The 23895-nt window shown below is 67.0% G+C and carries 29 protein-coding genes and 1 tRNA gene; 19 read left to right on the top strand and 11 right to left on the bottom strand.

The features are described from left to right. The first annotated feature begins 129 nt into the window (after nucleotides 1-129). The 10 genes from ruvB to queC all read left to right on the top strand — a co-directional run bounded on the left by ruvB (nucleotide 130) and on the right by queC (nucleotide 8541). Nucleotides 130-1170 carry a Holliday junction branch migration DNA helicase RuvB gene (ruvB, locus tag AC5P7I_RS01255; RefSeq protein WP_014648161.1) on the top strand — a complete coding sequence of 347 codons (1041 nt, stop codon included), beginning with the start codon at nucleotides 130-132 and terminating at the stop codon, nucleotides 1168-1170. Next, nucleotides 1160-1591: a tol-pal system-associated acyl-CoA thioesterase gene (gene ybgC, locus AC5P7I_RS01250; protein ID WP_014648160.1), complete on the top strand. Its 432-nt coding sequence runs from the start codon at nucleotides 1160-1162 to the stop codon at nucleotides 1589-1591. The genes ruvB and ybgC overlap by 11 nt, the downstream gene beginning before the upstream one ends. A gap of 10 nt (nucleotides 1592-1601) precedes the next feature. Then, on the top strand, nucleotides 1602-2381 hold the full coding sequence (tolQ, locus tag AC5P7I_RS01245) for a protein TolQ (protein WP_005410752.1): 780 nt from the start codon (nucleotides 1602-1604) through the stop codon (nucleotides 2379-2381). Nucleotides 2382-2405: 24 nt separating this feature from the next. Further along, nucleotides 2406-2834, top strand: a complete 429-nt coding sequence (gene tolR, locus AC5P7I_RS01240; RefSeq protein ID WP_006438804.1) for a protein TolR — start codon at nucleotides 2406-2408, stop codon at nucleotides 2832-2834. Beyond that, nucleotides 2824-3879 (top strand): cell envelope integrity protein TolA, encoded by a 1056-nt coding sequence (gene tolA, locus AC5P7I_RS01235; RefSeq protein WP_014648159.1) that lies wholly within the window; start codon nucleotides 2824-2826, stop codon nucleotides 3877-3879. The genes tolR and tolA overlap by 11 nt, the downstream gene beginning before the upstream one ends. 285 nt (nucleotides 3880-4164) lie before the next feature. Then, entirely contained in the window at nucleotides 4165-5484 is a 1320-nt protein-coding gene (gene tolB / locus AC5P7I_RS01230; protein ID WP_014038220.1) for a Tol-Pal system beta propeller repeat protein TolB, read from the top strand. A gap of 64 nt (nucleotides 5485-5548) precedes the next feature. Further along, complete coding sequence (gene pal / locus AC5P7I_RS01225; protein WP_014648158.1) at nucleotides 5549-6067, top strand: peptidoglycan-associated lipoprotein Pal; 519 nt, start codon at nucleotides 5549-5551, stop codon at nucleotides 6065-6067. A 3-nt stretch (nucleotides 6068-6070) separates the two neighbouring features. Continuing rightward, nucleotides 6071-6889 carry a tol-pal system protein YbgF gene (gene ybgF / locus AC5P7I_RS01220; RefSeq protein ID WP_049406165.1) on the top strand — a complete coding sequence of 273 codons (819 nt, stop codon included), beginning with the start codon at nucleotides 6071-6073 and terminating at the stop codon, nucleotides 6887-6889. A 206-nt stretch (nucleotides 6890-7095) separates the two neighbouring features. After that, entirely contained in the window at nucleotides 7096-7797 is a 702-nt protein-coding gene (queE, locus tag AC5P7I_RS01215) for a 7-carboxy-7-deazaguanine synthase QueE (protein WP_032958953.1), read from the top strand. A gap of 78 nt (nucleotides 7798-7875) precedes the next feature. Next, entirely contained in the window at nucleotides 7876-8541 is a 666-nt protein-coding gene (gene queC, locus AC5P7I_RS01210) for a 7-cyano-7-deazaguanine synthase QueC (protein ID WP_032958954.1), read from the top strand. A gap of 138 nt (nucleotides 8542-8679) precedes the next feature. Here queC and AC5P7I_RS01205 read toward each other — a convergent pair whose 3' ends face one another. Then, complete coding sequence (locus tag AC5P7I_RS01205; RefSeq protein ID WP_046432155.1) at nucleotides 8680-9636, bottom strand: DUF2268 domain-containing putative Zn-dependent protease; 957 nt, start codon at nucleotides 9634-9636, stop codon at nucleotides 8680-8682. 177 nt (nucleotides 9637-9813) lie between these two features. Here AC5P7I_RS01205 and AC5P7I_RS01200 point away from each other — a divergent pair. Then, a tRNA-Lys gene (locus tag AC5P7I_RS01200) sits at nucleotides 9814-9889 on the top strand. A gap of 289 nt (nucleotides 9890-10178) precedes the next feature. Here AC5P7I_RS01200 and AC5P7I_RS01195 read toward each other — a convergent pair. Together AC5P7I_RS01195 and AC5P7I_RS01190 are read right to left on the bottom strand one after the other, a co-directional pair. Continuing rightward, nucleotides 10179-10412, bottom strand: coding sequence for a hypothetical protein (locus AC5P7I_RS01195; RefSeq protein ID WP_032958956.1), 234 nt, complete (start codon nucleotides 10410-10412; stop codon nucleotides 10179-10181). Nucleotides 10413-10500: 88 nt separating this feature from the next. Continuing rightward, on the bottom strand, nucleotides 10501-11007 hold the full coding sequence (locus AC5P7I_RS01190) for a hypothetical protein (RefSeq protein ID WP_041863715.1): 507 nt from the start codon (nucleotides 11005-11007) through the stop codon (nucleotides 10501-10503). 85 nt (nucleotides 11008-11092) lie between these two features. On the opposite strand from AC5P7I_RS01190, the gene AC5P7I_RS01185 reads away from it, so the two are divergent. From AC5P7I_RS01185 to AC5P7I_RS01155, 7 genes are all read left to right on the top strand, one after another. Then, nucleotides 11093-11353, top strand: a complete 261-nt coding sequence (locus AC5P7I_RS01185) for a helix-turn-helix domain-containing protein (protein WP_032958958.1) — start codon at nucleotides 11093-11095, stop codon at nucleotides 11351-11353. Continuing rightward, complete coding sequence (locus tag AC5P7I_RS01180) at nucleotides 11343-11771, top strand: hypothetical protein (protein ID WP_014038211.1); 429 nt, start codon at nucleotides 11343-11345, stop codon at nucleotides 11769-11771. Before AC5P7I_RS01185 ends, AC5P7I_RS01180 begins: the two co-directional genes overlap by 11 nt. 125 nt (nucleotides 11772-11896) lie before the next feature. Further along, nucleotides 11897-12094 (top strand): hypothetical protein, encoded by a 198-nt coding sequence (locus AC5P7I_RS01175; protein ID WP_014038210.1) that lies wholly within the window; start codon nucleotides 11897-11899, stop codon nucleotides 12092-12094. Further along, entirely contained in the window at nucleotides 12091-12627 is a 537-nt protein-coding gene (locus AC5P7I_RS01170; RefSeq protein WP_014648117.1) for a glycoside hydrolase family protein, read from the top strand. The genes AC5P7I_RS01175 and AC5P7I_RS01170 overlap by 4 nt, the downstream gene beginning before the upstream one ends. A gap of 3 nt (nucleotides 12628-12630) precedes the next feature. Then, nucleotides 12631-13095: a lysis system spanin subunit gene (locus AC5P7I_RS01165; protein ID WP_134809199.1), complete on the top strand. Its 465-nt coding sequence runs from the start codon at nucleotides 12631-12633 to the stop codon at nucleotides 13093-13095. A gap of 49 nt (nucleotides 13096-13144) precedes the next feature. Further along, nucleotides 13145-14008, top strand: a complete 864-nt coding sequence (locus tag AC5P7I_RS01160) for an alpha/beta hydrolase (protein ID WP_100450488.1) — start codon at nucleotides 13145-13147, stop codon at nucleotides 14006-14008. An 84-nt stretch (nucleotides 14009-14092) separates the two neighbouring features. Then, nucleotides 14093-15031, top strand: coding sequence for an alpha/beta hydrolase (locus AC5P7I_RS01155; RefSeq protein ID WP_262088067.1), 939 nt, complete (start codon nucleotides 14093-14095; stop codon nucleotides 15029-15031). An 8-nt stretch (nucleotides 15032-15039) separates the two neighbouring features. Here AC5P7I_RS01155 and AC5P7I_RS01150 read toward each other — a convergent pair whose 3' ends face one another. Together AC5P7I_RS01150 and AC5P7I_RS01145 are read right to left on the bottom strand one after the other, a co-directional pair. After that, a complete protein-coding gene (locus AC5P7I_RS01150; RefSeq protein ID WP_014648113.1) occupies nucleotides 15040-15462 on the bottom strand; it encodes a response regulator in 423 nt (140 codons plus the stop codon). A 92-nt stretch (nucleotides 15463-15554) separates the two neighbouring features. Continuing rightward, nucleotides 15555-16322, bottom strand: a complete 768-nt coding sequence (locus AC5P7I_RS01145) for a CPBP family glutamic-type intramembrane protease (protein WP_053496107.1) — start codon at nucleotides 16320-16322, stop codon at nucleotides 15555-15557. Nucleotides 16323-16471: 149 nt separating this feature from the next. Between AC5P7I_RS01145 and AC5P7I_RS01140 the strand changes: the two genes are divergently transcribed. After that, entirely contained in the window at nucleotides 16472-16777 is a 306-nt protein-coding gene (locus AC5P7I_RS01140) for a TFIIB-type zinc ribbon-containing protein (protein WP_014648111.1), read from the top strand. A 78-nt stretch (nucleotides 16778-16855) separates the two neighbouring features. On the opposite strand, the gene AC5P7I_RS01135 is transcribed toward AC5P7I_RS01140, so the two are convergent. The 6 genes from AC5P7I_RS01135 to AC5P7I_RS01110 all read right to left on the bottom strand — a co-directional run bounded on the left by AC5P7I_RS01135 (nucleotide 16856) and on the right by AC5P7I_RS01110 (nucleotide 23854). Next, nucleotides 16856-17368 (bottom strand): GNAT family N-acetyltransferase, encoded by a 513-nt coding sequence (locus AC5P7I_RS01135; protein ID WP_046432078.1) that lies wholly within the window; start codon nucleotides 17366-17368, stop codon nucleotides 16856-16858. Nucleotides 17369-17449: 81 nt separating this feature from the next. Further along, on the bottom strand, nucleotides 17450-18460 hold the full coding sequence (locus AC5P7I_RS01130; RefSeq protein ID WP_197557293.1) for a copper resistance protein B: 1011 nt from the start codon (nucleotides 18458-18460) through the stop codon (nucleotides 17450-17452). Next, on the bottom strand, nucleotides 18457-20268 hold the full coding sequence (locus AC5P7I_RS01125; RefSeq protein WP_262088066.1) for a copper resistance system multicopper oxidase: 1812 nt from the start codon (nucleotides 20266-20268) through the stop codon (nucleotides 18457-18459). Before AC5P7I_RS01125 ends, AC5P7I_RS01130 begins: the two co-directional genes overlap by 4 nt. Nucleotides 20269-20343: 75 nt before the next feature. Further along, the gene (locus AC5P7I_RS01120; RefSeq protein ID WP_014648107.1) at nucleotides 20344-20724 is read right to left on the bottom strand and encodes a CopL family metal-binding regulatory protein; all 381 of its coding nucleotides are present in this window, start codon (nucleotides 20722-20724) and stop codon (nucleotides 20344-20346) included. A 204-nt stretch (nucleotides 20725-20928) separates the two neighbouring features. After that, nucleotides 20929-22734 carry a DNA helicase RecQ gene (gene recQ / locus AC5P7I_RS01115; protein ID WP_032958973.1) on the bottom strand — a complete coding sequence of 602 codons (1806 nt, stop codon included), beginning with the start codon at nucleotides 22732-22734 and terminating at the stop codon, nucleotides 20929-20931. 571 nt (nucleotides 22735-23305) lie between these two features. Further along, complete coding sequence (locus AC5P7I_RS01110) at nucleotides 23306-23854, bottom strand: Dps family protein (RefSeq protein ID WP_005410730.1); 549 nt, start codon at nucleotides 23852-23854, stop codon at nucleotides 23306-23308. Nucleotides 23855-23895: the final 41 nt, after the last annotated feature.

The following is a 23895-nucleotide window of genomic DNA, read 5'->3' as shown; positions in this document are numbered from 1 at the left end:
GGGGTCGGATCCCTTTTCCGCAGGAAAAGGGCTCTGACCCCATGTTCCCGGTGTTCCGGTTCGGGGTCAGAGCCGTTTTCCTCTGGAAAACGGATCCGACCCCATACGCTTTTGCCGCATAATCAGCACATGACCGACGACCGCATCATCGGCGCCGGCGCCACCCGCGAGGATGACGCCGCCGACGCCAGCATCCGCCCCAGGCGCTTGGCCGACTACCTCGGCCAGGCCCCGGTGCGCGAGCAGCTGGAGATCTACATCGAAGCGGCCAAGGCCCGTGGCGACGCGCTCGACCATGTGCTGATCTTCGGGCCGCCCGGCCTGGGCAAGACCACGCTCAGCCACGTCATCGCCAACGAGCTGGGCGTGGCCCTGCGGGTGACCTCCGGCCCGGTGATCGAGAAGGCCGGCGACCTCGCTGCACTGCTGACCAACCTCCAGCCGCACGACGTGCTGTTCGTGGACGAGATCCACCGCCTGTCGCCGGTGGTCGAGGAAGTGCTGTACCCGGCGATGGAGGACTTCCAGATCGACATCATGATCGGCGAGGGCCCCGCCGCCCGTTCGATCAAGATCGACCTGCCGCCATTCACCCTGATTGGTGCCACCACCCGCGCCGGCCTGCTGACCGCGCCGCTGCGCGACCGCTTCGGCATCGTCCAGCGCCTGGAGTTCTACAGCGTCGAAGAGCTGACCCGGATCGTGCGCCGTTCGGCCACCATCCTCGGCATCGACTGCACCGCCGATGGCGCCGGCGAGATCGCGCGCCGCGCGCGCGGCACCCCGCGTATCGCCAATCGCCTGCTGCGCCGCGTGCGCGACTACGCGCAGGTGAAGGCCGGCGGCCACATCGACGAGGCCGTGGCGCAGGCGGCGATGAAGATGCTCAAGGTCGATCCGGAGGGCTTCGACGAGCTCGACCGGCGCCTGCTCAAGACCCTGGTCGACTACTTCGACGGCGGCCCGGTCGGCATCGAATCGCTGGCCGCGGCGCTGTCCGAAGAGCGCGGCACGCTGGAAGACGTGGTCGAGCCGTACCTGATCCAGCAGGGCTTCCTGGTGCGTACCGCGCGCGGCCGCATGGCCACCCACAAGGCTTACCGGCACATGGGCCTGAAGCCGAAGAACCCGCCGCAGGACCTGTTCGCGGAGGTTCCCGATGTCGGTTGAGCCCCGATTCAGTTGGCCGACACGCATTTACTGGGAAGATACCGACGCAGGTGGCGTGGTCTACCACGCCCGCTACGTGGCCTTCATGGAACGGGCCCGGACCGAATGGATGCGTGCGCTCGGCTACGGCCAGGAGCGCATGCGCGCCGAGCACGGGATGGTCTTCGCGGTGCGCTCGATGCAGATGGATTTCATCAGGCCGGCACGGCTGGATGACACCCTGCAGGTGACTGCCCGCCTGGTCCAGCTGAAGAAGGCCAGCATGGTCTTCGACCAGCAGATCCTGCGCGACGGCGAGCTGCTGCTGTCCGCGCAGGTCCGCATCGCCGCACTGGAAGCGGCCAGTTTCCGCCCGCGTGGCATGGACGATGCCGTCCTTGCCGTGCTGCAACCCCACCTCCACCCCGAATCCGAACATTGAGGAACAACGGATGATCGCAACGCTCCTGGCCCTGCAGGCCACGGTCACCGAGGCACTGCCGGCCGACGTCAGCAACGCCGCGACACAGACCCTTGCCCAGGCCACCACCGGCGGCGGCATCAACTACCTCGAACTGATGGCCAAGGCCAGCCTGCCGGTGAAGATCATCGTGCTGCTGCTGCTGGTCGGCTCGTTCGTCAGCTGGGTGATCATTTTCCGCAAGGCCCGCGTGTTCAAGCAGGCCACCCGCGAAGCCGACGAGTTCGAGAACCGCTTCTGGTCCGGCGCCGACCTGGGCAAGCTGTACAGCGCAGCCACCGACCGCAGCCGCAGCGTGACCGGCCTGGAAGCCATCTTCGAAGCCGGTTTCCGCGAGTACACCCGCCTGCGCGACAAGCGCCGGCTGGATGGCCGTGCGCAGCTTGAAGGCGCGCAGCGCGCCATGCGCACCACCTACACCCGTGAAGTGGACCAGCTCGAGCGCAACCTGGAGCTGCTGGCCAACATCGGCTCGACTGCCCCGTACGTGGGCCTGGTCGGTACCGTGTTCGGCATCATGGTGACCATGCACGACATGATCAGCAGCGGTGCCCAGGCCGGTATCGCCGCCGTCGCGCCGGGCATCTCCGAGGCACTGTTCGCCACCGCCATCGGCCTGTTCGTGGCGATCCCGGCGGTGTGGGCCTACAACCGCTTCACCACCCGCGTGGAGCGCATGTCGGTGCGGTTCGAGACCTTCGCCGAAGAGTTCAGCTCCATCCTGCAGCGCCAGAGCGCTGGCGACGAGTAAGCGCCTGACCCGGGAGTCCAAGCCATGTCCGCTGCCATCGGTCGCCGCAAGCGCCGCAAGCTGAAATCGGAAATCAACGTCGTTCCCTACATCGACGTCATGCTGGTGCTGCTGATCATCTTCATGGTCACCGCACCGCTGCTCACCCTGAGCTTCGACGTCGACCTGCCGCAGTCCAACGCCAAGGCGCTGGAGAGCAAGCAGGACCCGGTGATCGTCTCGGTGCGCCAGGACGGCCAGCTCAGCCTGAAGCTGCCCGACGCCAAGGAGCCGGCCGCCGTGTCGGCCGAGGAACTGGAAGGCCGCCTGGCCGGCATCGCCGCCCAGGACAAGGGCGTGCGCGTGATCGTCGCCGCCGACCGCGCCGTGGCCTATGAGAAGGTCATTGCCGCGATGGACGTGATCAAGCGCGCCAAGGTAGACAAGGTAGGCCTGGCCACCGATGCACGCTGACGCCCTGCCACCCCCGCATCAGCGCGAACCCGGCTGGGGTCTGCCCCTGGCGCTGGCGTTGCTGGTGCACCTGCTGGTCGCGCTGGTCTTCATCGTGGCCTGGCTGTGGTCGCCCCAGCGCAACACCGATGCCGCCGCTGGCGACCCCTCGGTCGAGGCCAGCCTGGCGCTGTCCGCCTCCGAGGCGTCCGCCGCACGCCAGGCGCTGCGCCAGTCAGAGAAGCTGGAGGACCTGCCGCCGCCGGTCGCCGAGCCGATCCCGGTGCCGGAAGACACCATTCCGCCGCCGCAGCCGATTCCCGAGCCGCGCCCGCAGGACGCGCCCACGCCCCAGCAGCAACAGGCGCAGGAGCGTGTTGCGCAGCCGGACACCAAGGACCAGGAAGCGGTGAGCGCACTGGCCATCTCGCAGGAGAAGGCCAAGCAGGAACAGGAAGCCAAGCGCCGCCAGGAGCAGATCGACCTGACCGAACGCAAGCGCCAGGAAGAAGCGGAGCAGAAGCTGCGCCTGGCCAAGCAGCAGGAAGCGGACGAGAAGAAGAAGCAGGCCGAGCAGGAGCGCGTCGCGGCTGACAAGGCCGAGGCCGAGAAGCAGAAGAAGATCGCCGAGATCCGTGCCCGCCGCGAGCAGGCCGAGAAGGAAGCCAAGCTGGCCGAGCGGAAGCTGCGCGAGGTCGCCGCCGCGCGCAATGCTGCCGGCAGTGCCGCTGCCGGCTCCAGCGGCGCTTCCCAGCCGGCGGCCGGTGGTGGTGGCAACAGCGACGATCTTTCAGCCAAGTACGCCGCAGCGATCCAGGCCAAGGTGCTGTCGCAGTGGGTGCGCCCGGATACGGTGCCGCTGGGCCAGCGTTGCCAGATCACCATCACCCAGATTCCGGGCGGCACGGTGATGCAGGCCAAGGTCAGCCCGAACTGCCCCTATGACGAGGCCGGCAAGCGTTCGATCGAGGCCGCGGTGCTCAATGCGCAGCCACTGCCGTACCGCGGCTTCGAGTCGGTGTTCGCGCGTACGCTCAACTTCACCTTTACCGCCCAGGATCGCTGAGGCGGGCAGGGCAGGGGTGGCCTCGGGCCACTCCTGCCCACGGATGTCGCGCTTGCCTCTGGCGTGCTCGGTTTCGGCCGGGCAGGCTGCAGGCTGCTGTCGAACACCGCCCCGAGGGGCGGCGTGACCGGGGCAGGCAGGTGCGATGTTAGCCACGACGTTAACGGTGCGTGAGAGGACGGGCTGGAACTGACCCGGAATTCACGTACCCTTGGTTCATGATTGCGAAGCGGTTCACTCCCGCTTTGTTATCCCTCGTTCCGGTTTCCCCCTATTGAGCGCTCCATGAAAAAGATGCCTCGCTGGCTTGCCGTGTTTGCGGCCCTGTTGCTGCCCTTTGCTGCCGTCGCGCAGCAGAAGGGGCTGGATATCGACATCATCGGCGGCAATGCCTCCGCCCTGCCGATCACCATCGTGCCGATGCCCTACCAGGGTTCGTCGGCCGCTCCGCAGACCGACGTCGCCGGCGTGGTCCGCGCCGACCTGGAGCGTTCGGGCCAGTTCCGCACGCTGCCGGAAGCGCAGATCGTCGAGAAGCCCGTGCGTGGCGGTGACATCCAGTTCGCCACCTGGCGCGCGCTGAAGCAGAACTACATCGTGGTCGGCCGCGTGCTCGATGCCGGTGCTGGTGCCTACCGCGTCGAGTACGAACTGTTCGACGTGCCCAAGGGCGAGCGCCTGCTGGGCCTGGCGATGACCGCCCGTGGCAACGCCATGCGCGACGTCGCCCACCAGATGGCCGACGCCATCTACGAGAAGATCACCGGCGTGCGCGGCGCCTTCTGGACCCGCATCGCCTACGTGACCGCCAGCGGCAAGGGCGATGCCATGCGCTATGCGCTGATGGTGGCCGACTCCGACGGCTACAACCCGCAGACCATCGTGCGTTCGGCCGAGCCGCTGCTGTCGCCGTCGTGGAGCCCGGATGGCAGCAAGCTGGCCTACGTCAGCTTCGAGCGTGGCAATTCGGCGATCTACATCCAGAACATCGGCACCGGTGCGCGCGAACTGGTCACCAGCTTCCGCGGCATCAACAGCGCCCCGGCGTTCTCACCCGATGGCCGCAAGCTGGCCCTGACCCTGTCGCGTTCGGGCAACCCGGAAATCTACGTGATGGACCTGGGCAGCAAGCAGCTGACCCAGCTGACCAACCACTTCGCCATCGACACCGAGCCGACCTGGGCGCCGGATGGCAGCGCGGTGTACTTCACCTCCGACCGCGGCGGCCGCCCGCAGGTCTACAAGGTCGGCGCAGGTGGCGGCAGTGCCGAGCGCGTGACCTTCCAGGGCAACTACAATGCCAAGCCCTCGGTGTCCTACGACGGCAAGAAGATCGCCGTTGCGCAGGGCTCGGGCAACAGCTACAAGATCGCGATGATGGACAGCTCGCTGGGTTCGCCCCGCTGGAGCACGCTGTCCCCGGGTTCGCTGGATGAATCTCCGAGCTTTGCGCCCAACGCAAGCATGGTGTTGTACGCCGCCCGCGAGGGTGGCCGTGGTGTGCTGTACGCCGTTTCCGCCGATGCGCGCGTGCGCCAGCGGTTGGTTCTGGCTGACGGAGATGTGCGCGAACCGGCATGGTCCCCATACCGTACCCAGCGCTAAAAGAGTGTTAATATTTTCGCTGTCTTGAACCCCTCATCGGCCTAGGAGCCACAAAGGTATCGCCATGAACAAGTCCACCCGCGTTCTGCTTGTTTCCCTGCTGTCTGTGGCCGTCCTGGCCGGTTGCTCGAAGAAGGTGAAGGAAGAGCCGGCAACCCCGGTCGACACCGGCACCTCCACCACCACCCCGACCGGTCCGTCGACCTCCGGCCTGTACGGCCCGGGCGACCTGGACACCGACGCTTGCCTGCGCCAGCGCGTTGTCTACTTCGACCTGGACAAGGAAGACGTGAAGCCGGAATTCCAGGCCATCATGGCTTGCCACGCCAAGTACCTGCGTGACCGTCCGTCCTCGCGCATCACCCTGCAGGGCCACACCGACGAACGCGGTTCGCGCGCGTACAACCAGGCCCTGGGTGAGCGTCGTGGCAACGGCGTCAACTCGGCCCTGCAGGCCAACGGTGGCTCGGCTTCGCAGCTGACCGTCGTGTCCTACGGTGAAGAGCGTCCGGTCTGCACCGAGTCGAACGAGTCCTGCTGGTCGCAGAACCGTCGCGTCGAAATCGTCTACACCGCGCAGTAATCCATGCGCATTGGCATCAAACTGATGCTGGTCGTTGCGGCAGCCCTCGTGGCTGCCGCACCGGCGCATGCACAGCGACAGAGCCTGGCCGACCGTGTCGGCGCGCTCGAGCAGCAGATGTACAACAACAGCGCCAACCAGGACCTGTTGAACCAGATCAATCAGCTGCGGCAGCAGGTCACCAGCCTGCAGGCCTCGATCGAGCAGTTGCAGCACGACAACGCCCAGCTCAAGCAGTCCGCCCAGGACCAGTACCTGGATCTGGACAGCCGCCTGAACCGGTTGGAAGGGGGCAATGCCGCCCCGGCCCTGCCGCCCGTTCCGGCGAGCGCGCCGAAGGCCGCACCGGCCCCGGCAAAACCCGCAGCGGCGGCCACTTCCGAGCGGCCGCCTTCCGTCCACGGTGATGCCGGCAGTCTTGCCGCCACCGGCGACGAGCGCACCTCCTACAACGTCGCCTTCGATTCGCTGAAGGCCGGCAAGTACGATGATTCGGCGCAGTTGTTCCTGAGCTTCCTGCAGCTGTACCCGAACGGCGTCTACGCGCCGAACGCGCTGTACTGGCTGGGCGAGAGCTACTACGCCACCCGCAACTTCCCGATGGCCGAGACCCAGTTCCGCGAACTGCTCTCGCGCTATCCGACCCACGACAAGGCCGCCGGCGGCCTGCTCAAGGTCGGTCTCTCGCAGTATGGCGAGGGCAAGGTCGACCAGGCCCAGCAGACGCTGGAGGCCGTCGTGGCGCAGTACCCCGGCTCGGACGCCGCGCGCACCGCGCAGGACCGTCTGCAGTCCATCCGCCTCGGCAAGCAGATCCGCTGATCCGCTGACCCGGCGTACAATAGGTGCCCTGTAGAGCCGAGCCCACGCTCGGCTGCTTTCGTTTCCGGTTCGGCAAACCCGCCCGGATCCGGCAGCGCCGGGCCCTGTCTGCCCGGTTGTTTTCGTAGAGCCGAGCCATGCTCGGCTGCGTTCGTTACCGGCCACGGTAGCCCACCCGCCACGTGTCTCACCAAGAAGTACCCGCCATGACCGCCGTTACTCCGTCCAGCGCCGCCGCCACGCCCAGTGAGATCGTGCAGTCGCCCCTGCCACGCCTGAAGATCACCGAGATCTTCACCTCGCTGCAGGGCGAAGCCGATACCGCCGGCTGGCCAACCGTGTTCGTGCGCCTGACCGGCTGCCCGCTGCGTTGCCAGTACTGCGACACCGCCTATGCCTTCCACGGCGGCACCTGGTGGGATATCGACGACATCGTGGCCGAGGTGCTGGCCCAGGGCGTGCGCCACGTGTGCGTGACCGGTGGCGAGCCGTTGGCGCAGAAGCGCTGCCTGGTGCTGTTGGAAAAGCTGTGCGATGCCGGCATGGACGTCTCGCTGGAAACCTCCGGTGCGCTGGACGTCAGCGCGGTGGACCCGCGGGTGTCGCGCGTCGTCGACATCAAGACGCCGGGTTCGGCCGAAGCCGCCCGCAACCGCCTGGAAAACCTGCCGCTGCTGACCGCCCGCGACCAGATCAAGTTCGTCATCTGCAACCGCGAGGACTACGACTGGGCCAAGGCGATGGTCGCCGGGCACGGCCTGGTGCAGCGCTGCACCGTGTTCTTCTCGCCCAGCAAGGGCGAGATCACCGCGCGGCAGCTGGCCGACTGGATTGTCGAAGACCGGCTGCCGGTGCGCTTCCAGATGCAGTTGCATAAAATCCTGTGGAACGACGAGCCGGGCCGATGAGCCGGCGCAGCGTTCCCTGATGTAACTCCGGCGCGGGACAGCGTGCTGGCTTTCCCCTCCCAACCGGATGTTTTTCCCATGAAGAAGGCAGTCGTGCTTCTCTCCGGCGGCATGGATTCAGCCGCCGTCATCGCCATGGCCCAGGAACAGGGCTTCGCCGTGCATGCCCTGAGCGTGCGCTATGGCCAGCGCCATACCTCCGAACTGGACGCTGCCGCCCGCGTGGCCAAGGCCCAGGGCGTGGTCGCGCACAAGACCGTGGACGTGGACCTGCGCAGCATCGGCGGCTCGGCACTGACCGACGACATCGACGTGCCGGAGGCCGGCGGTGCCGGCATTCCGGTCACCTATGTGCCGGCGCGCAACACCATCATGCTGTCGCTGGCCCTGGGCTGGGCCGAAGTGCTTGGCGCCAACGACATCTTCTGCGGCGTCAACGCCGTGGATTACTCCGGCTACCCGGACTGCCGCCCCGAGTTCGTGGCGGCGTTCCAGGCGCTGGCCAACCTGGCCACCAAGTCGGGCGTGGAAGGTGCGGGCATCAAGGTGCACGCACCGCTGCAGTTCCTCAGCAAGGGCCAGATCGTCAGCGAAGGCGTGCGCCTGGGCGTGGACTTCGGCCTGACCGTGTCCTGCTACAACGCCGACGCTCACGGCGCCGCCTGCGGTCATTGCGATGCCTGCCGCCTGCGCGCGCAGGGCTTTGCCGAGGCCGGCGTGCCCGACCCCACGCTGTACGCCTGACCGCGTCCGGTAGAGCCGGCCGCTGGCCGGCTTCACTGCAGGTGCGAACCGCCCCTTCTTGGTGTGTGCAAGCCGCCCCTCTCGGTGGGTGCGCCCCCCCTCTCGGTGGGTGCGAACCGTTGGTTCGCACTCCTTGACCTACCGGGCCTGCAACCATCCCGATGCCTCGATGAAGCCGCGCACCGCGTCCGGATCGGCGTAGTCCAGTTCGATCATCCGCGCGATGGCGGCCCCCTCGTCGGTCTGTTGGCGCATGTACTCCTGCGCGATGCGGTATCCGGCGTAGTAGCCCAGATCACTCACCCCGAACGGATTGCGCGCGCTGTTGTACAGCCAGTTGTCCAGGCTGTCACCGTGCATCTCGGCAAGGAAGCGCGTGCGGATTTGTGCCTCGTGCGCGGGCCCATAGGCGTACAGCGGCAGTGCCGGACGGCGACCGCTGATGCGCTCTGCCACGTATTCGGCCACGCCTTCGCGTACTGCGTACTGGGCCAGGCTGCCGGTGGTCTCGCGCTGCTGGGTATGCACGTACTCGTGCAGGTTGTTCTGCGCGTTGTTCGCACCGGGGCGGCTGTCGTAGAAGATCCGCAGGCGGCCGCGCATCGGCGCGGGCAGCTCGCTGACGTCCACGCGCTCATCGCCCAGCGCCATCTCCGCCCCGATCAACACCTTGTCGCCCAACGTGGTGCCGCCGGTACGCAGCACGCCCATCGCGTAGGTGATGGTGGCCGGACGCAGTGCAGGGTAGAGCGCGCGGAACGCGTCCAGGTCCCGGTCCAGCGTGGCGCTGGCCTGCTGCGCGTTCGCAGTCAACGGCCGTACCGAAGTCCAGAAGCGTGGCCATGACTGCATGGCCTCGGCGTATTCGCGGGCCGTGTAGTTGCGGACCTGCATCAGTGCATGCAGTCCGGGGCTGCCGGGATCGATGTAGCGTTGCTGGACCAGCACCACGCGGCGTTCGGCATCAGGTTCGGCGCGCACCGCGTCATAGGTGGCCCAGAAGCGGGCGATGTCGTCAGTGACGACCTGGGACGTCGAGGCCACTGCTGTGCAGGGCAACAGCAGGATGGCGATCAGACAGCAGGTGAGGCGCATCCGTGGCTCCGGGTGGTGAACATGGATGGGATGCGTGGAAGGCCCGGAAGGTTTAAGCGGGCTGACCCGACCGGGTAGTGCCGGCCGCTGACCGGGACACGCAACACCCCTGTACTTCGCGCGACCCGGCAAAGTAGGGTAGAATGCGGACCCCGCCGAAAGGCCGGGCGATGCATCGGGCCGTTAGCTCAGTCGGTAGAGCAGAAGACTTTTAATCTTTTGGTCGAAGGTTCGAATCCTTCACGGCCCACCATTGCATTGACGATCAAGAAGGCGCCCAAGGGGCGCCTTTTTTGTTGCTTCCTTCAAAGCACTTCCGCAATGGGGGAAGCGCCGCTGCAACGATGCGGTGTTGCAGGTGCTATCGACTCCCGGCGCCCGCTGGCAGCGGGTGCGGGGAAGCGGCGCTCCGCGCACCTGCTTCCATCGCTGCTACCCCCACGTCGCTCACCTTAAAAAATTACCTTTAAGGTAAAAATATTGGTAATTTCAGGTAATTGATCTCATCAGAACCGGCCGTTTCCGGCCGGCCAGGGACGCTGTCAGCCGTAATGCGCGCGCAACAGCCCGGCATCGTGGAAGGAAATGCCCTCGCGGATGCACTCCTCCGCGCGCTCCATGTCCTTGTGCAACTGGATCAGTGCGTCGTCGGCGAGCTGCTCGATGTTGACCACACCGCAACATGCCTGATCGATCACATGCTGCATGGGTTCGCCCCAGCGTCGGCGTACGTTGCGGATCATGCGGCAATGCCACTCGCGCATGATCGCGTCCATGCGCCTCTCCCCGCGGACCACATGTGCGTCTCCCGCCACCACCCGCAATGCCGGCGCCGGGGTGCGCTCGCCGCGCAGTTCCTGGGTCCTAGCGGCCAACCGCTGTGCGAGCTCCTCGAGTCGCGTGTGAGTCATCCTTTGCCTCCCTGATCCGTCTTGCCAGAAGCTTCGTCAGGTCGAGCACATTGTCCGGTGCAGACGGCTGACCGAACTCGTCCACGACCATGAATGCGGTCTCCAGCAGCACGGGATCGTAGATCCATTCCGGTGGATCGCCGACCAGCTCCAGGTAGTGCGAAAGCACCTTGACCGCAGCGCTCATTTTCTCGAAATCCAGTCCCGTAGATTGAGACTGAAGCGACACGTCTCCGTCCTGATCGACGCGATCCAGCGTTCCATGTGGAAGCTGCATCACTGATTCAAGATCGCGCGCAAGCCGATGGCCGATGCTCTTCGGGTTGCTCTCGGAAATCCACTGGCTGACCTGGGGCTGGGCCCAGCGGGTGCCACCGTACAGGCGGGCCCACTCGGCCGGGCCGCCGGCGGCGGCCACGCGGAGGCGCATGTTGAGGGTGCGAGCGGTACTGGCGTCCATCTGTAGATGGTGCGCTGCATTACCAATCCAGCAAATGACCAAAACGGTATTGACTATCCATTACCGTGGCAGTAATGTGTGGCCCATGAACCTCATCGACTACGCCATCTCCCAAGGGGGCTACGGCACCCCCAGCTGTCCCGTCATGCGCCGCCTGGCCCACCAGACCGGTTGCGCGCTGCGGACCCTCTACATGATCGCCCGCGGCCACAAGCTGCCCGGCGCGCGCCTGTGCCGGCGCATCGAGCTGGCCACTGCGGGCGCCGTGCGCCGCGAATCCCTGCGCCCGGATGTGTTCGGTCCGGCCCCGTCGCCCGTCAAAGGAGAAGCCACCCATGCAGCTTGATACGTTCGGTGAGTATGTCCGCAGCCGCCTGGAGCACTGGGGCGGCGAATATGCGCTGCATCGCGACTGCGAATACCTCGGCTTCCAGTCGCGCAACCTGCTGGCGGTGCTGATCGAGCATCGTGGTGACATGCCAGGGCGGGCCCAGGGCTACAAGCCTCTGGAAACCGATCAGCTGGCGCAGCAGATCGAAGACATCATCACGGCGGTCGCGCGTGACAACGTGGCGATGGCCTGTGCGCTGCGCGGCTACTACTGCGGGCGTGGTCGACGCAAGGTCGAACGATTCGAAACGGCGAATCTGCTGCTGGCCAACAGCGGGCAGCGGCCGGTATCCAACCGGCATTACCTCAACCTGGTCGAACTTGGCTTCCAGCGCGTACGTGGCTGGATGGAGGGCATCGCCCAGGCCGCATGAGCGGCGGAACCGATCTTCCGCCCGCCTCCCGACCGGAACAACCCTCGTGCCGAGCCGGCAGCGGGGCGGGCACCTCTTCGGGCCACGTCGATGCGACGCGGCCTGCATTCCCTCCAGGACCCATCATGAAAGAAGAAATCATCAGCACGGCCGGCGCGGCGGCCATCAAGTCGGCGCCGCCGGTTACCGTCGCCGGTGCGCTTGCAGCCGGCATCACCCTGGACCGCCTGGTCGTGGTCCTCACCATCATCTACTTGGCGGCGCAGATTGCCTATCTGGGCTGGCGCTGGCTGCGCGAATGGCGCCGCAGGGAGCGCGAATGAGCCGGCCCGGCAGTACATTGCCGGTACGCAGCCTGGTCGCCGCGCTTGCGCTGAGTGCTGCGGGCCTGATCGCCATCGTTGACCGCGAGGGATACACCGACGCCGCAGTGGTGCCCACGCGCAATGACCGGCCCACCTATGGCTTCGGCTCGACCGTTCGCGAGGATGGCACGCCGGTGAGGCTGGGCGACCGCACCACGCCGGTACGCGCGCTGCATGCCGTGCAGGCTCATCTGGCCAGGGAGGAAGGGCAGTTCCGCGCGTCGCTGCCCGGTGTGGCGCTCAGCCAGGGCGAGTACGACGTCTATGTCGATTTCCTCTACCAGTACGGCATCGGCAACTGGCGCGCGTCGTCGATGCGCCGGCATCTGCTGCAGGGTGAGTATCACCAGGCCTGCGATGCCTTGCTGCTGTGGAGGCGGGCAGGGGGCTACGACTGTTCAACCCGCATCGACGGCCGCCCCAACACCGTGTGCTGGGGAGTGTGGGAGCGCCAGCAGCAGCGCCATGCGCGTTGCCTGGCGGAGCAGTGACCCATGCCGCGCATGCTGGTGGTGATGGCGTCGCTGCTGCTGTGGTCGTTACTGATGTTCATGACTGGCTGGCGTTGGCGCGGTGATCGCAGCGACCTCGCGATGGCGCGTGCCGATGCGGAGCAACAGGCCGGCGCGGTGCAGTCCGAACGGCGGTTGCGCCGGGATCAGGAAGAACGGAGCGAGGCGATGGCCTCACTGGGGGAACAACATGAACAGGATCGTGAGCGCGCGGCCGAGGTGGATGCCGATGTGGTGGCTGCCCTGCGCGCTGGCACTCTCCGCCTGCGCGACGACCTCGCCGCGTGCCATACCGGCCGTCTGTCCGAAGCCGCCGCCCGCACCGGCGAACGTGATGCGGGCGCCCAGTTACGAGCAGAGGTTGCGGCAGCGCTTGTTCGAATCGGACGCGATGCCGACGACCAGCTCCGTGCCTGCCAGGCCGTGATCGAACTGGATCGCCGTTGAGGGCGCCGGCGCAGTTATGCTGGCCGTCCTCTCGAAAATGGAAGTTCGCATGCGCGTCGTCGCTCTCTCCGCCCTGATCCTGCTGGCCGCCGCAGGGCCGGGCCTCGCAGCTGTTCCCACCGTGCCGGCAGCACCGCCGGCATCGACCGCTGCGGCCGCACCACTGGTCATCGGCGAGACCTTCACCGTGCAGTCGAAGGCACTGGGCGAGACCCGCCGCATCAATGTCTATCGTCCGCAGCCCTGGGGCCTGGATCCGAAGGCGCCGCTGCCGGTGCTGTACATGGCCGATGGCGGCATCGGCGAGGATTTCCTGCATGTGGCAGGGCTGGTGCAGGTGCTGACCGGCAATGGCAGCATGCGTCCGTTCCTGCTGGTCGGCATCGAGAATACCGAGCGCCGCCGCGACATGACCGGCCCCAGCAGCGACCCGCAGGACCAGAAGATCGCGCCACGCATCGGTGGCTCGGCGGCCTACCGCAGCTTCCTGCGCGATGAACTGATGCCGCAGGTACGCCAGCGCTACCCGACCACAGACGAGCGTGCGCTGATCGGTGAGTCGCTGGCTGGCCTGTTCGTGGTCGAGACGCTGCTGCAGGAGCCGACGCTGTTCAACAGCTATATCGCGCTGGACCCCAGCCTGTGGTGGAACCGTGGTGCGATGCTGGCCGGAGCATCCCGGCAGCTGCCGGCGGTGACGCGTGCACAGCCGCACGTGTTCCTGGCCAGCAGCGGGCAACCGGAACTGGCCGCCTCCACGGCACGACTGGCCGCGCTGCTGCAGCAGGCCTCGCCGTCGCCGCTGGTGAAGTACCTGCCGCTGCCGGAGGAAACCCACGCGACCGTCTACCACCCGGCCGCATTGCAGGCGCTGCGCACACTGTTCCCGGCGCCGCCGCCGGCCTCGCCCTGACCGCGCGTGGCGCGGCGCCGCGCGACGTGTGAGGATGCGGTAGCGACGCCACCCGGGTGCGTCGCCCGCAACGGGAGAGTGTGGATGCAGCGTGTGCGTGGATGGAGTGTGGCGGCCTGCCTGGCCATGGGGGGCTGTGCGATGTCGGTGGCGCCACCGGCAACTCCGGATGAAGCGAAGGAAAGCGCGGCCACCGCCGCGCAGGGCGTGGTGCTGCCGGATACCGAGGCGCTGCGCGTGCACGACCCGGTGGGACGCGATTACCCGATCTGGGTGGCGTTGCCGGCCGACTACGCCGCACATCCGGAAAAGCACTATCCGGTGCTGTACGTGACCGATGCGCTGTACAGCTTCCCGCTGGTGCGCAGCGTGCGCAACCTGGTCGGGCAGAAGGGCGTCAACATCGAGGATTTCATCCTGGTCGGGCTGCCGCCGCAGGAAGGCCTGACCTCCAGGCAGAGCCGCTCGCGGGATTACACGCCGAGCGATCCGGCGCGCACCGATCCGCGTGACTACAGCGACGACGTCAGCTACGGCGGCGCCGCGCATTACCGCGACTTCCTCGCCGAGCGCGTACTGCCGCTGATCGATGCGCGCTACCGCACCGATCCGGCGCGGCGAGCCTATGCCGGTCATTCCTATGGCGGCCTGTTCGGCGCCTACGTGCTGACCACGCGCCCGGACATGTTCCGCAGCTACATCCTGTCCAGCCCGTCGCTGTGGTTCGACAACCATCGGGTGCCGCGCATGTTGGCCGAAGCCAAGGCGCCTGCGCAGCCGACCACGGTGGTGCTGTCGATCGGCAGCTTCGAAAAGGTCAAGCCGGAGCCGCGCTATTTCACCCGCAACGACATGCTGCGCCACAACGCCGAGTTCGCCGAGCAGCTGCGCAGCAGCGGGCGATCATTGAAGGTGGAGAACATGGTGATCGACGGCGAGGACCATTTCACCGTCTACCCGGACATGATCACCCGCGCGCTGCTGAAGGTGTTCCCGGGTACCGGGCCGTACAGCAGCGGTTGATGAGTGCCTCAGGCCGCCTGTGCGTCCGGCCCGGTCAATACGCCCACATCGGCGTGCCGGAAGCACAGCCGGATGGCGTCGAGCAGCTCGCTCATGTTGTAGGGTTTGGGCAGGAAATGGATGCCGTCGCGGAGCTGCGGCAGCACCTGGTGCTGGTCCATGCCCGACGTCACCAGGATCGGCAGCTGGGGATACAGGCTGCGGACCCGGTTGGCGGCTTCAATGCCACTGATCGCACCCAGATTGACGTCGGTGAACAGCAGGTCGAAACGCTCACCGGCCGCCAGCAGGCCCAGCGCCGCTTCGGCAGAGCTCACGCCCACTACGTGGCAGGCCTGGCTTTCCAGCGCCAGTCGGCTCAGCTCGCGGGTTTCCTCGGCGTCCTCGATGAGCAGGACGCGGGGTTCAACGTGGCGCTTGGACAGCAACATGACGCGACAACTCCGGACAGCAACGGTGAAAAGGCGCGCAAGTATGCGCAAGCCGGTAGTGATCCCGACGTGCACGGCAAGCTAAGCGGGCGTTACAGGCCTCTCTGGCGCCTGAGCCGCACGTGCCAGGCCAGCACCGCCACTGCGAGCAGGGCGGTGCCGATGCGCAGGCCGGTGGCCTGCCAACCCAATGCGATGGCGTCATCGAGGCTGAACACATTCCAGGCCAGGTTCATCGAAACATGCAGGATCAGGCCGCACCACAGGGTGTCGCCGTCGAGGTGGTCGAGCCAGGCGAAGATGAAGCCGCCCAGCGCGATCACCGCGCCAATGAACAGTGCGATGCCGCCGCCGTCGAACCCGCCGAAGCCGAGCCAGTGCACCATGCCGAACAGCAGTGCCTGCGGCAGCGCGAGCAACGGCCACGGACCGCGCACGATCTTCACCAGCAGCACGAAGCCGAGGCCACGGAACAGCACTTCCTCGGCCAGCGGGAACAGCGCGGCCAGCATCGTGGCATCCAGCGCAGTCAGCGCCGTGTTCGGAGTTCCGAGCAGCGCCAGTCCCAGCCAGCAGGGCAGGCTGGCCAGCAGCACCCACAACGGGCCGCCCCAGCCGTTTCCGCGCAGTCCCAAGCTGGCCATCAGGCCCATGTCACGGGGCCGCAGCAGCGCGGCCAGCAGCAGTGCCACCAGTACCGCCAGCGCGTTGTCCAACAGGCTGCCGCCATAGGGGATGGGCAGTGCGGGAACCGGTGTGCCGATGGCCGCGGCGATATCCCGCAGGTTCAGGCCAAGGCCGACACCCAGCAGCACCAGCAACAGGCGCGCGGTGGTGGGCAGGCGGGACAACACGGTCATGTACGCATTCCCTGCGGGACAAGGGCGCAGTGTGCCGCGCGGTACGCATGTGGGCACGCGCCGGAAGTCCCTGTGCCATCGGTCACGCGTTGCCGCACAGTCATCGCGGTGCAGGTACAGTCGAAACCAGACCGACAGGAGCAATACCGATGCTGTGCCCCGTGTGCAAGACCCAGACGCTGCAGATGGCCGAACGCCACGGCATCGAGATCGATTACTGCCCAAGTTGCCGCGGCGTGTGGCTGGATCGTGGCGAGCTGGACAAGATCATCGAGCGCGCAGGCGCCGGTGCGGCCGTACCGCCGCCAGCGCCCGTGCAGGCTCAGCCGGCCTCGCCGCCACCGGTGATGCACCGTGATACCCGCCACCTCGGCCAGCGCTACGAGGACAACCGGGGCCAGGGCTACAAGAAAAAGAAGAAGGACAGCTTCCTGTCGGAACTGTTCGATTTCTAGTTTGTAGCGTCGAGCCATGCTCGACTGGATATTGCGGCCCCTGGCCAAGCATGGCTCGACGCTACATGGGCTGCATGATCACGGCCGCCGCAGGATGAACTCGCGGTCGTGGGTATCACCGACGATGAAGTCGTACTCGCCGACCTTGCTGCAGCCATAGCGCGCGTAGAAGCGCTGCGCGCCGAAGTTTTCTTCCCATACGCCCACCCACAGGGTGCGGCGCTGCGGCTGGTCCAGCCAGGCCATGAACGCGTCCATCAGGCGTGCACCATGGCCGCCGTTCTGGTGTGCGGCCAGGATGTAGAACCGCTTCAGTTCGATGTCGCCCTCGCGTGCATCGGCATGCGGCAGGGTGTTGGCACCGGCGGCCAGGTAGCCGACCACGGCGTCGCCGTCCATCAGCAGCCAGATGGCGCTGCGCGGGTCGGACAGTTCGCTGCGCTGCGGTTCGCTGCTGTAGTGCGCCTGCAGGAAATCATGCAGCTCCTGCGGCGGATAGGAATCGCCCCAGGTTTCGTTGTAGGTGGCGATCGCGATCGCCGACAGGGCGTCGACATCGGCAAGGGTGGCGCGGCGGATCTGCAACGACATGGTGGTGCCTGCACTGGAGCGTGGCGCAGTGTAGCCGGCCCCGGCGGCTGCCGGGGCTGGCCATTGCTCACGAACCGCTGCTCAGAACCACATGCGTACGCCGGCGACCCAGCGCGTGTCGCGCGCGTGGTCACCGGCATAGTCGGCGGTGTCGCCAAACGTGCGCTCGTGGCTGATGCCGATGTATGGCGCGAAACGGCGGCTGAACTCATAGCGCAGGCGTAGCCCGGCTTCGACCTTGTTCAGTCCGCGACCAATGCCGTACTCCGGTTCATCCTTGGCCGCGATGGTGGCTTCCAGCAGCGGCTGCAGGATCAGGCGGTTGGTCAGCAGCACGTCGTACTCGACCTCGGCCTTGGCCAGCACTTGGCCGCCGGAACCCATATACAGCGTGGCCGAGCTCTCGAACTTGTACGGTGCCAGCCCCTGGATGCCGATGGCCGCCCACGTGCGCGAGTCGGCCGGGCGGAAGTCCTGGCGCACGCCGACCAGCACGTCCCACCACGGCGACACGCTGCGGCCATACAGTGCTTCCAGCGACGATGACTCGGTGCGGCCGCGGCTGCGTTCGCCATCGGTGCGCAGCCACAGGCGGTTGATGTTGCCACCGATCCAGCCGGTGGCCTCCCAGGCCTGGCCGTTGCTGCTCTTGCCGTCCCAATGTTCGAGGCGGTCGATCAGCAGCAGGCTGTTGATCTCCGGCGCATGCTCCATCGCGCCGTGCGCGATCGGTGGGAATGCAGCGGCACGATCGGCATCGGACGGCACCGGGATGGGGTCGCGCGGTTCGGTGGGCGCGGGCGTGGCATGGCCCATTGCCCCGTGGTCCATCTGCGAATGGTCCATCGCCGCCGGTTGCATCGCGCCATGGTCCATCTTCGAGTGATCCATGCCGGCATGATCTGTGGCGCCCGAATCCATCTTCGAATGATCCATCTTCGAATGATCGGCCTGTTCGACCGGCGCGTTGGCGGTCTTTGCGGGCGGATCCATCGCGGCCATGTCATGCCCGGCGTGCGACTGCGCGAACACCGGCAATGCGGCGGCCAGGCCCAGGGCCAGCAGGCTGGGGGAAAGCAGTGAGCGGCTCATTCTTCGATCCTCACTTCGCGCATCATGCCCGCTTCCATGTGGTACAGCAGATGGCAGTGGTAGGCCCAGCGGCCGAGCGCATCGGCGCGCACGCGGTAGCTGCGGCGGGTGCCGGGCGGCATGTCGATGGTGTGCTTGCGCACCTGGAATTCCTCCTGCGCGTTCTCCAGATCGCTCCACACGCCATGCAGGTGGATCGGGTGCTGCATCATGGTGTCGTTGACCAGCACGATGCGCATGCGCTCGCCGTAGTTCAGCCGCAGCGGTTCGGCGCTGGCGAACGGAATGCCATCGAACGACCAGGAGAATTTCTCCATGTGCCCGGTCAGGTGCAGTTCGATCTCACGGCTGGGCTCGCGGCCATCGGGGTCCTCGAACAGGCTGCGCATCGCGCCATAGGTCAGCACCTGGCGGCCGTTGTCGCGCAGGCCGATGCCGGGGTCGTCCAGCTTCGGTTCGGTGGCCGAGCTCTGCATGTCCACCAGCGGGTTGTTGCGCTCGCTGGCCGGGTGCTTCGGCGCCTTGCTGGCGGTATCGCCACCGGCAGGCGCGCCGTGGCCCATGCTGGCGCCGCAGCCGCCCTCCATGCCCTTCATCGCGGCCATGTCGTGGCCGCCGTGGCCACCACTGCCCATGTCGTGGCCCATGTCGCTCATCGTCAGCAACGGGCGTGGGTCGCGCTCGGGAATCGGCGCCTGCAGGCCATGGCGCACCGCCAGCGTGCCGGCGGCGAAGCCGGTGCGGCCCATGTCCTGGCAGAAGATGGTAAACGCGTCCTGGCCGGTGGGCTCGACCAGCACATCGTAGGTTTCGGCGGGAGCGATGCGGAACTCATCGATGCTGACCGGATGGATGTACTGGCCATCGGCGGCGACCACGGTCATCTTCAGGCCGGGAATGCGCACATCGAAGTAGGTCATCGAGGCGCCATTGATGAAACGCAGCAGCACCTTCTCGCCGCTGCGGAACAGCCCGGTCCAGTTGCCGGCCGGGGCGGTGCCGTTCATCAGGTAGGTGTAGGTGTGGGCGTTGATGTCGGAGATGTCGGTCGGCGTCATCCGCATCCGCCCCCACATGCCACGGTCGGACAGCGCGGCTGACCAGCCCCCGCGCTTCACGTCACGCAGGAAGTCAGGCAGGGTGCGCTTGTAGTAGTTGTCATGCTCGGCGAGCTTCTTCATGCGCCGGAACAGCGCACCCGGATCCATGTCGGTCCAGTCGGACAGCATGATCACGTGCTCGCGGTCGTGCCTGTACGGCGCCGGTTCGGCCGGATCGATGATCAGCGCGCCGTACAGGCCGGCCTGCTCCTGGAACATCGAGTGGCTGTGGTACCAGTAGGTACCCGACTGCTTCAGCTGGAAGTGGTAGTGGTAGGTCTCGCCGGGGCCGATGCCGTTGAAGCTCAGGCCGGGCACGCCGTCCATGTTGGCCGGCAGCAGGATGCCGTGCCAGTGGATCGAGGTCGGGTGGCGTTCCAGCGTGTTGCGCACGAACAGGTCCACGGTCTGGCCTTCGCGCCAGCGCAGGATCGGCGCCGGCAGCGATCCATTGACGGTGATCGCCGGGCGGGTGCGGCCGGTGAAGTTGGCCAGTGATTCGCCGATGGCCAGTTCGATGCGGGTGTCGCTGAGCACGGCTGGGGCGCCGGCCAGGCGCGGGGTGGCCGTGGCGGCGGCGAGCGCGCGCTGTGGTACGCCGACGGCGGCGATGCCGGCAACCACGCCGCCGGCGGCCAGGCCCTGCACGAACAGGCGGCGCGACGGCATGGGCACGGCGCCCGGACCGGGGGGAATGCGGGTATTCATGGTGGTGACTCCAGACACGTAAAGACGCCGGCAGGTGGCCGGCTACGGTGCGCAGGGCGCACGGTGCATGTGGAATCAGCCGATGGGAGGGCGTGAGATCGGCGGCAGCGGCGGCGCCGGACGGCCGGTGGCCGGCATCGGCTGTGGTGCCAGCGACAACGCCGGGCCGGCCATGAACGGCAACGGCTGCACCACCAGCAACGGGTGCTGGGCACAGCTGCGCACGCAGTCCTTGATCTGGCAGTGGGCGTCGTGGGCGGGGGCCTTGGCCTGCGGGGCCGGGTCGGCCTGCATGCCGGCGTGGTGGCAGTCGGCGTCACCGCCAGCTGCGGCGGCCGCGACGGCGTGTGCCATCCGCCCCATTTCTTCATGACCGCTGGCCATGGCCGCGTTCAGCCCGTTGAGCAACAGGCTGAGCATGAGCACGACACGAAGCAGGGTCGAAGCCAGGGACATGGCGCTAATCTAGCCGCAAGCGGGCGCGGATGCACTTCCGGCTGAATGGCCGGTTCAAGGTTGGAGCTGCACCAAGGTGGAGCCGGGCCCGCGCTCGGCTGCTGTTCGCGCAGGGGCAGCCGAGCGTGGGCTCGGCTCTACCGGGGCGCCCGCGCGCCGTTGGGACCATGCCCGGCGGCCGCGCAGCGCGGCAACGCGATACCGTCAGCCCTCTTCGCGCACGATCTCGACCAGGCGCGGGCCGTAACGGCTCAGCTTGGTGCCGCCGATGCCGCCGACCCGTGCCAGTGCATCCAGGCTGGTCGGGCGCTGTTCGGCGATGTTGCGCAGGGTGCTGTCGTGGAAGATCACGAACGCCGGCACGTTCTGTTCGCGGGCCAGTTCGGCACGCAGGCCGCGCAGGGCGTTGAACAGCGCCAGATCCTGGGGCAGTACCGACAGCCCGGTACGCTGCGCACTGCGCTCGCGCCCGCTGGTGCTGCTGGCCGGGTCGCGGCGCATGCTGATCTGGCGGCGGCCGGTCAGTACGTCGCGGCTGGCGTCGGTCAGGCGCAGGCCGCCGTGGCCCTCGCTGTCCACTTCCAGCAGGCTGGCGGCGACCAGTTGGCGGAACACGCTGCGCCAGGTGCGCGCATCCAGATCGCGACCGATCGCATAGGTGCTGAGCTTGTCGTGGCCCTGCTGCTTCACCTTCTCGTTCTCGCTGCCACGCAGGATGTCGATCAGGTGGCCGACGCCGAAGCGCTGGCCGCTGCGGTAGACGCAGCTCAGCGCCTTCTGTGCCGGAATGGTCGCGTCCCACGAGGCCGGCGGTGTCAGGCAGTTGTCGCAGTTGCCGCAGGGCTGGGGGTAGGTCTCGCCGAAACCGGCCAGCAGCACCTGGCGGCGGCACTGCATGGATTCGCAGTAGCCCAGCAGATGGTCGAGCTTGGCCCGCTCCAGCTGCTTGCGCTCTTCGCCGGCCTCGGACTGCTCGATCATCTGCTTGAGCAGCACCACGTCGCCCAGGCCGTAGCACAGCCAGGCCTCGGCGGCCTCGCCATCGCGACCGGCGCGGCCGGTTTCCTGGTAGTAGCCTTCCATCGACTTGGGCAGGTCGGTATGCGCGACAAAGCGCACGTCCGGCTTGTCGATGCCCATGCCGAAGGCGATGGTGGCGCACATCACGATGCCGTCCTCGCGCAGGAAGCGGCGCTGGTTGTTCGCGCGCACGTCCGGCGGCAGGCCGGCGTGGTAGGGCAGGGCGTTGAAGCCCTGGCCGCAGAGGAATTCAGCGGTCTCCTCGACCTTGCGCCGCGACATGCAGTAGACGATGCCGGCCTCGCCACGGTGGCTGCGCAGGAAGTCGGTCAGCTGCTTGCGGGCGTTGTCCTTCTGCACCACGGTGTAGCGGATGTTGGGGCGGTCGAAGGAGCTGACGAAGTGGCGTGCTTCCTGCAGATCCAGGCGCTCGGCGATCTCGCGCTGGGTTGGCGGATCGGCGGTGGCGGTCAGCGCGATCCTCGGGATCTGCGGCCAGCGCTCGTGCAGCACGGTCAGCTGGCGGTATTCCGGGCGGAAGTCGTGGCCCCACTGCGACACGCAGTGTGCTTCGTCGATGGCGAACAGGGCGATCTGGCTGCGCGACAGCAGCGACAGGAAGCGACCGGTCAGCAGCCGCTCGGGAGCGACATAGAGCATGTCCAGCTCACCGGCGAGCAGTTCGCGCTCGACGCGGCCGGCAGTCTCGGCATCCAGGGTGGAATTCAGGTACTCGGCGCGCACGCCGAGCTGGCGCAGGGCTTCGACCTGGTCCTGCATCAGCGCGATCAGCGGCGAGATGACGATGCCGCAACCGTCACGCAGCAGGGCCGGGACCTGGTAGCACAGCGATTTGCCGCCGCCGGTGGGCATCAGCACCAGGGCATCGTGACCGGCAGCCACATGCTCCACGATGTCCTGCTGCGGACCACGGAAATCGTCGTAACCAAAGACGCGTTGGAGCAGGTCGTGCGCGGGACGGGAAGCCATCCGGTTAGTTTACCCCGGAGGGAGGGGTAGGGGTTCGGCAGGGCTGCGCCCTGCACCTGCTGCAAGCCAGTGCAACGTCAAAGGCAACAGCCGGCTCTGGGCTGTCTGCTTATTGGGCGGGGCGGTGTGGGCTTGCAGGACACGCCGTAAACCCGTCCTTGGGGGCTCGATGGCGCCATCCATGGCGCCAACGGTCCTGCAAGCCCACACCGCCCCACCCCCGACAGTTTCCCGGTGACGGGGGCCAGATCAATCCACGCCATGCGTGGATGAAAACTGTCAGAACTCGACAAACAAAATGGGGTCAGATCCGTTTTCCTGGGGAAAACGGATCTGACCCCAATGGCTTTGCCGGCAGATCGCGGAGAACTGCCGAAGGCGGGGTGGGTCCGGTGGCAGGGGTGTCCGCGGCATGGATGCCGCGGCCAAGCCCACAAGGACGGGTTTACGGCGTCCCCTGCCACCGGACCCATCCCGCCTACCCACAGGAGGCCAGCTTTTGCTCTGGCTCTGGCCTTGGCTTTAAGGCCTCTGCGGGTGCAGGGCGCAGCCCTGCCGGGCCCCCCAACTCTTACTGCAGCAGCGAGCGCAGCATCCAGGCGTACTTCTCGTGGGTCTGCAGCCGCTGGGTCATCAGATCCTCGGTCGGGGCGTCGTCTCCCTTGGCCGCCACCTCCAGCACTTCACGTGCCGTACGGCAGACTGCTTCGTTGGCGACCACCAACTGGCGTACCATTTCACGCCAGTCCGCGCTGTCGGTCAGGCCCGGTTCCTCGGCGATCGAGGTCAGCGCAGCGAATTCCCGGTAGGAGCCCGGGGCATTGAAGCCCAGCGCGCGGATGCGCTCGGCCACGTCGTCCAGTGCCGCCCACTGCTCGGTGTACTGCGTCTCGAACATGGTGTGCAGCGAGTTGAACATCGACCCGGTCACGTTCCAGTGGAAGTTGTGCGTCTTCAGGTAGAGCGTGAACGCATCGGCCTGGAAGCGCGACAGACCGTCGGCGATCTTCTTGCGGTCGCCCTGGGTGATCCCGATATCGATGTTCGGCGCCGACGGTGCCGCCGCTGCAAGCTTCTGCTTGCCGGTCTTGGCCTTGGTCGTGCTCTTGGTCTTCGCCATGGGGTTCCTCCTTGTGGAATCGTTGGCCTTCACAATAAACC

Source organism: Stenotrophomonas sp. YJH_SMC_138 (assembly GCF_059369855.1).
This window is presented reverse-complemented; position numbering and strand designations above follow the sequence as displayed.

Bases quoted from the DNA above. Each gene is read 5' to 3' on its own strand.
- AC5P7I_RS01125 (WP_262088066.1), bottom strand. From the start codon at position 20,268: ATGAATACCCGCATTCCCCCCGGTCCGGGCGCCGTGCCCATGCCGTCG.
- ybgF (WP_049406165.1), top strand. From the start codon at position 6,071: ATGCGCATTGGCATCAAACTGATGCTGGTCGTTGCGGCAGCCCTCGTG.
- tolA (WP_014648159.1), top strand. From the start codon at position 2,824: ATGCACGCTGACGCCCTGCCACCCCCGCATCAGCGCGAACCCGGCTGG.
- AC5P7I_RS01140 (WP_014648111.1), top strand. From the start codon at position 16,472: ATGCTGTGCCCCGTGTGCAAGACCCAGACGCTGCAGATGGCCGAACGC.
- recQ (WP_032958973.1), bottom strand. From the start codon at position 22,734: ATGGCTTCCCGTCCCGCGCACGACCTGCTCCAACGCGTCTTTGGTTAC.
- tolR (WP_006438804.1), top strand. From the start codon at position 2,406: ATGTCCGCTGCCATCGGTCGCCGCAAGCGCCGCAAGCTGAAATCGGAA.
- pal (WP_014648158.1), top strand. From the start codon at position 5,549: ATGAACAAGTCCACCCGCGTTCTGCTTGTTTCCCTGCTGTCTGTGGCC.
- AC5P7I_RS01160 (WP_100450488.1), top strand. From the start codon at position 13,145: ATGCGCGTCGTCGCTCTCTCCGCCCTGATCCTGCTGGCCGCCGCAGGG.
- AC5P7I_RS01150 (WP_014648113.1), bottom strand. From the start codon at position 15,462: ATGTTGCTGTCCAAGCGCCACGTTGAACCCCGCGTCCTGCTCATCGAG.
- ybgC (WP_014648160.1), top strand. From the start codon at position 1,160: ATGTCGGTTGAGCCCCGATTCAGTTGGCCGACACGCATTTACTGGGAA.
- AC5P7I_RS01180 (WP_014038211.1), top strand. From the start codon at position 11,343: ATGCAGCTTGATACGTTCGGTGAGTATGTCCGCAGCCGCCTGGAGCAC.
- AC5P7I_RS01120 (WP_014648107.1), bottom strand. From the start codon at position 20,724: ATGTCCCTGGCTTCGACCCTGCTTCGTGTCGTGCTCATGCTCAGCCTG.
- AC5P7I_RS01155 (WP_262088067.1), top strand. From the start codon at position 14,093: ATGCAGCGTGTGCGTGGATGGAGTGTGGCGGCCTGCCTGGCCATGGGG.
- AC5P7I_RS01170 (WP_014648117.1), top strand. From the start codon at position 12,091: ATGAGCCGGCCCGGCAGTACATTGCCGGTACGCAGCCTGGTCGCCGCG.
- AC5P7I_RS01135 (WP_046432078.1), bottom strand. From the start codon at position 17,368: ATGTCGTTGCAGATCCGCCGCGCCACCCTTGCCGATGTCGACGCCCTG.
- ruvB (WP_014648161.1), top strand. From the start codon at position 130: ATGACCGACGACCGCATCATCGGCGCCGGCGCCACCCGCGAGGATGAC.
- AC5P7I_RS01130 (WP_197557293.1), bottom strand. From the start codon at position 18,460: ATGAGCCGCTCACTGCTTTCCCCCAGCCTGCTGGCCCTGGGCCTGGCC.
- AC5P7I_RS01195 (WP_032958956.1), bottom strand. From the start codon at position 10,412: ATGGACGCGATCATGCGCGAGTGGCATTGCCGCATGATCCGCAACGTA.
- queE (WP_032958953.1), top strand. From the start codon at position 7,096: ATGACCGCCGTTACTCCGTCCAGCGCCGCCGCCACGCCCAGTGAGATC.
- AC5P7I_RS01205 (WP_046432155.1), bottom strand. From the start codon at position 9,636: ATGCGCCTCACCTGCTGTCTGATCGCCATCCTGCTGTTGCCCTGCACA.
- AC5P7I_RS01185 (WP_032958958.1), top strand. From the start codon at position 11,093: ATGAACCTCATCGACTACGCCATCTCCCAAGGGGGCTACGGCACCCCC.
- AC5P7I_RS01110 (WP_005410730.1), bottom strand. From the start codon at position 23,854: ATGGCGAAGACCAAGAGCACGACCAAGGCCAAGACCGGCAAGCAGAAG.
- AC5P7I_RS01165 (WP_134809199.1), top strand. From the start codon at position 12,631: ATGCCGCGCATGCTGGTGGTGATGGCGTCGCTGCTGCTGTGGTCGTTA.
- AC5P7I_RS01145 (WP_053496107.1), bottom strand. From the start codon at position 16,322: ATGACCGTGTTGTCCCGCCTGCCCACCACCGCGCGCCTGTTGCTGGTG.
- AC5P7I_RS01175 (WP_014038210.1), top strand. From the start codon at position 11,897: ATGAAAGAAGAAATCATCAGCACGGCCGGCGCGGCGGCCATCAAGTCG.
- queC (WP_032958954.1), top strand. From the start codon at position 7,876: ATGAAGAAGGCAGTCGTGCTTCTCTCCGGCGGCATGGATTCAGCCGCC.
- AC5P7I_RS01190 (WP_041863715.1), bottom strand. From the start codon at position 11,007: ATGGACGCCAGTACCGCTCGCACCCTCAACATGCGCCTCCGCGTGGCC.
- tolQ (WP_005410752.1), top strand. From the start codon at position 1,602: ATGATCGCAACGCTCCTGGCCCTGCAGGCCACGGTCACCGAGGCACTG.
- tolB (WP_014038220.1), top strand. From the start codon at position 4,165: ATGAAAAAGATGCCTCGCTGGCTTGCCGTGTTTGCGGCCCTGTTGCTG.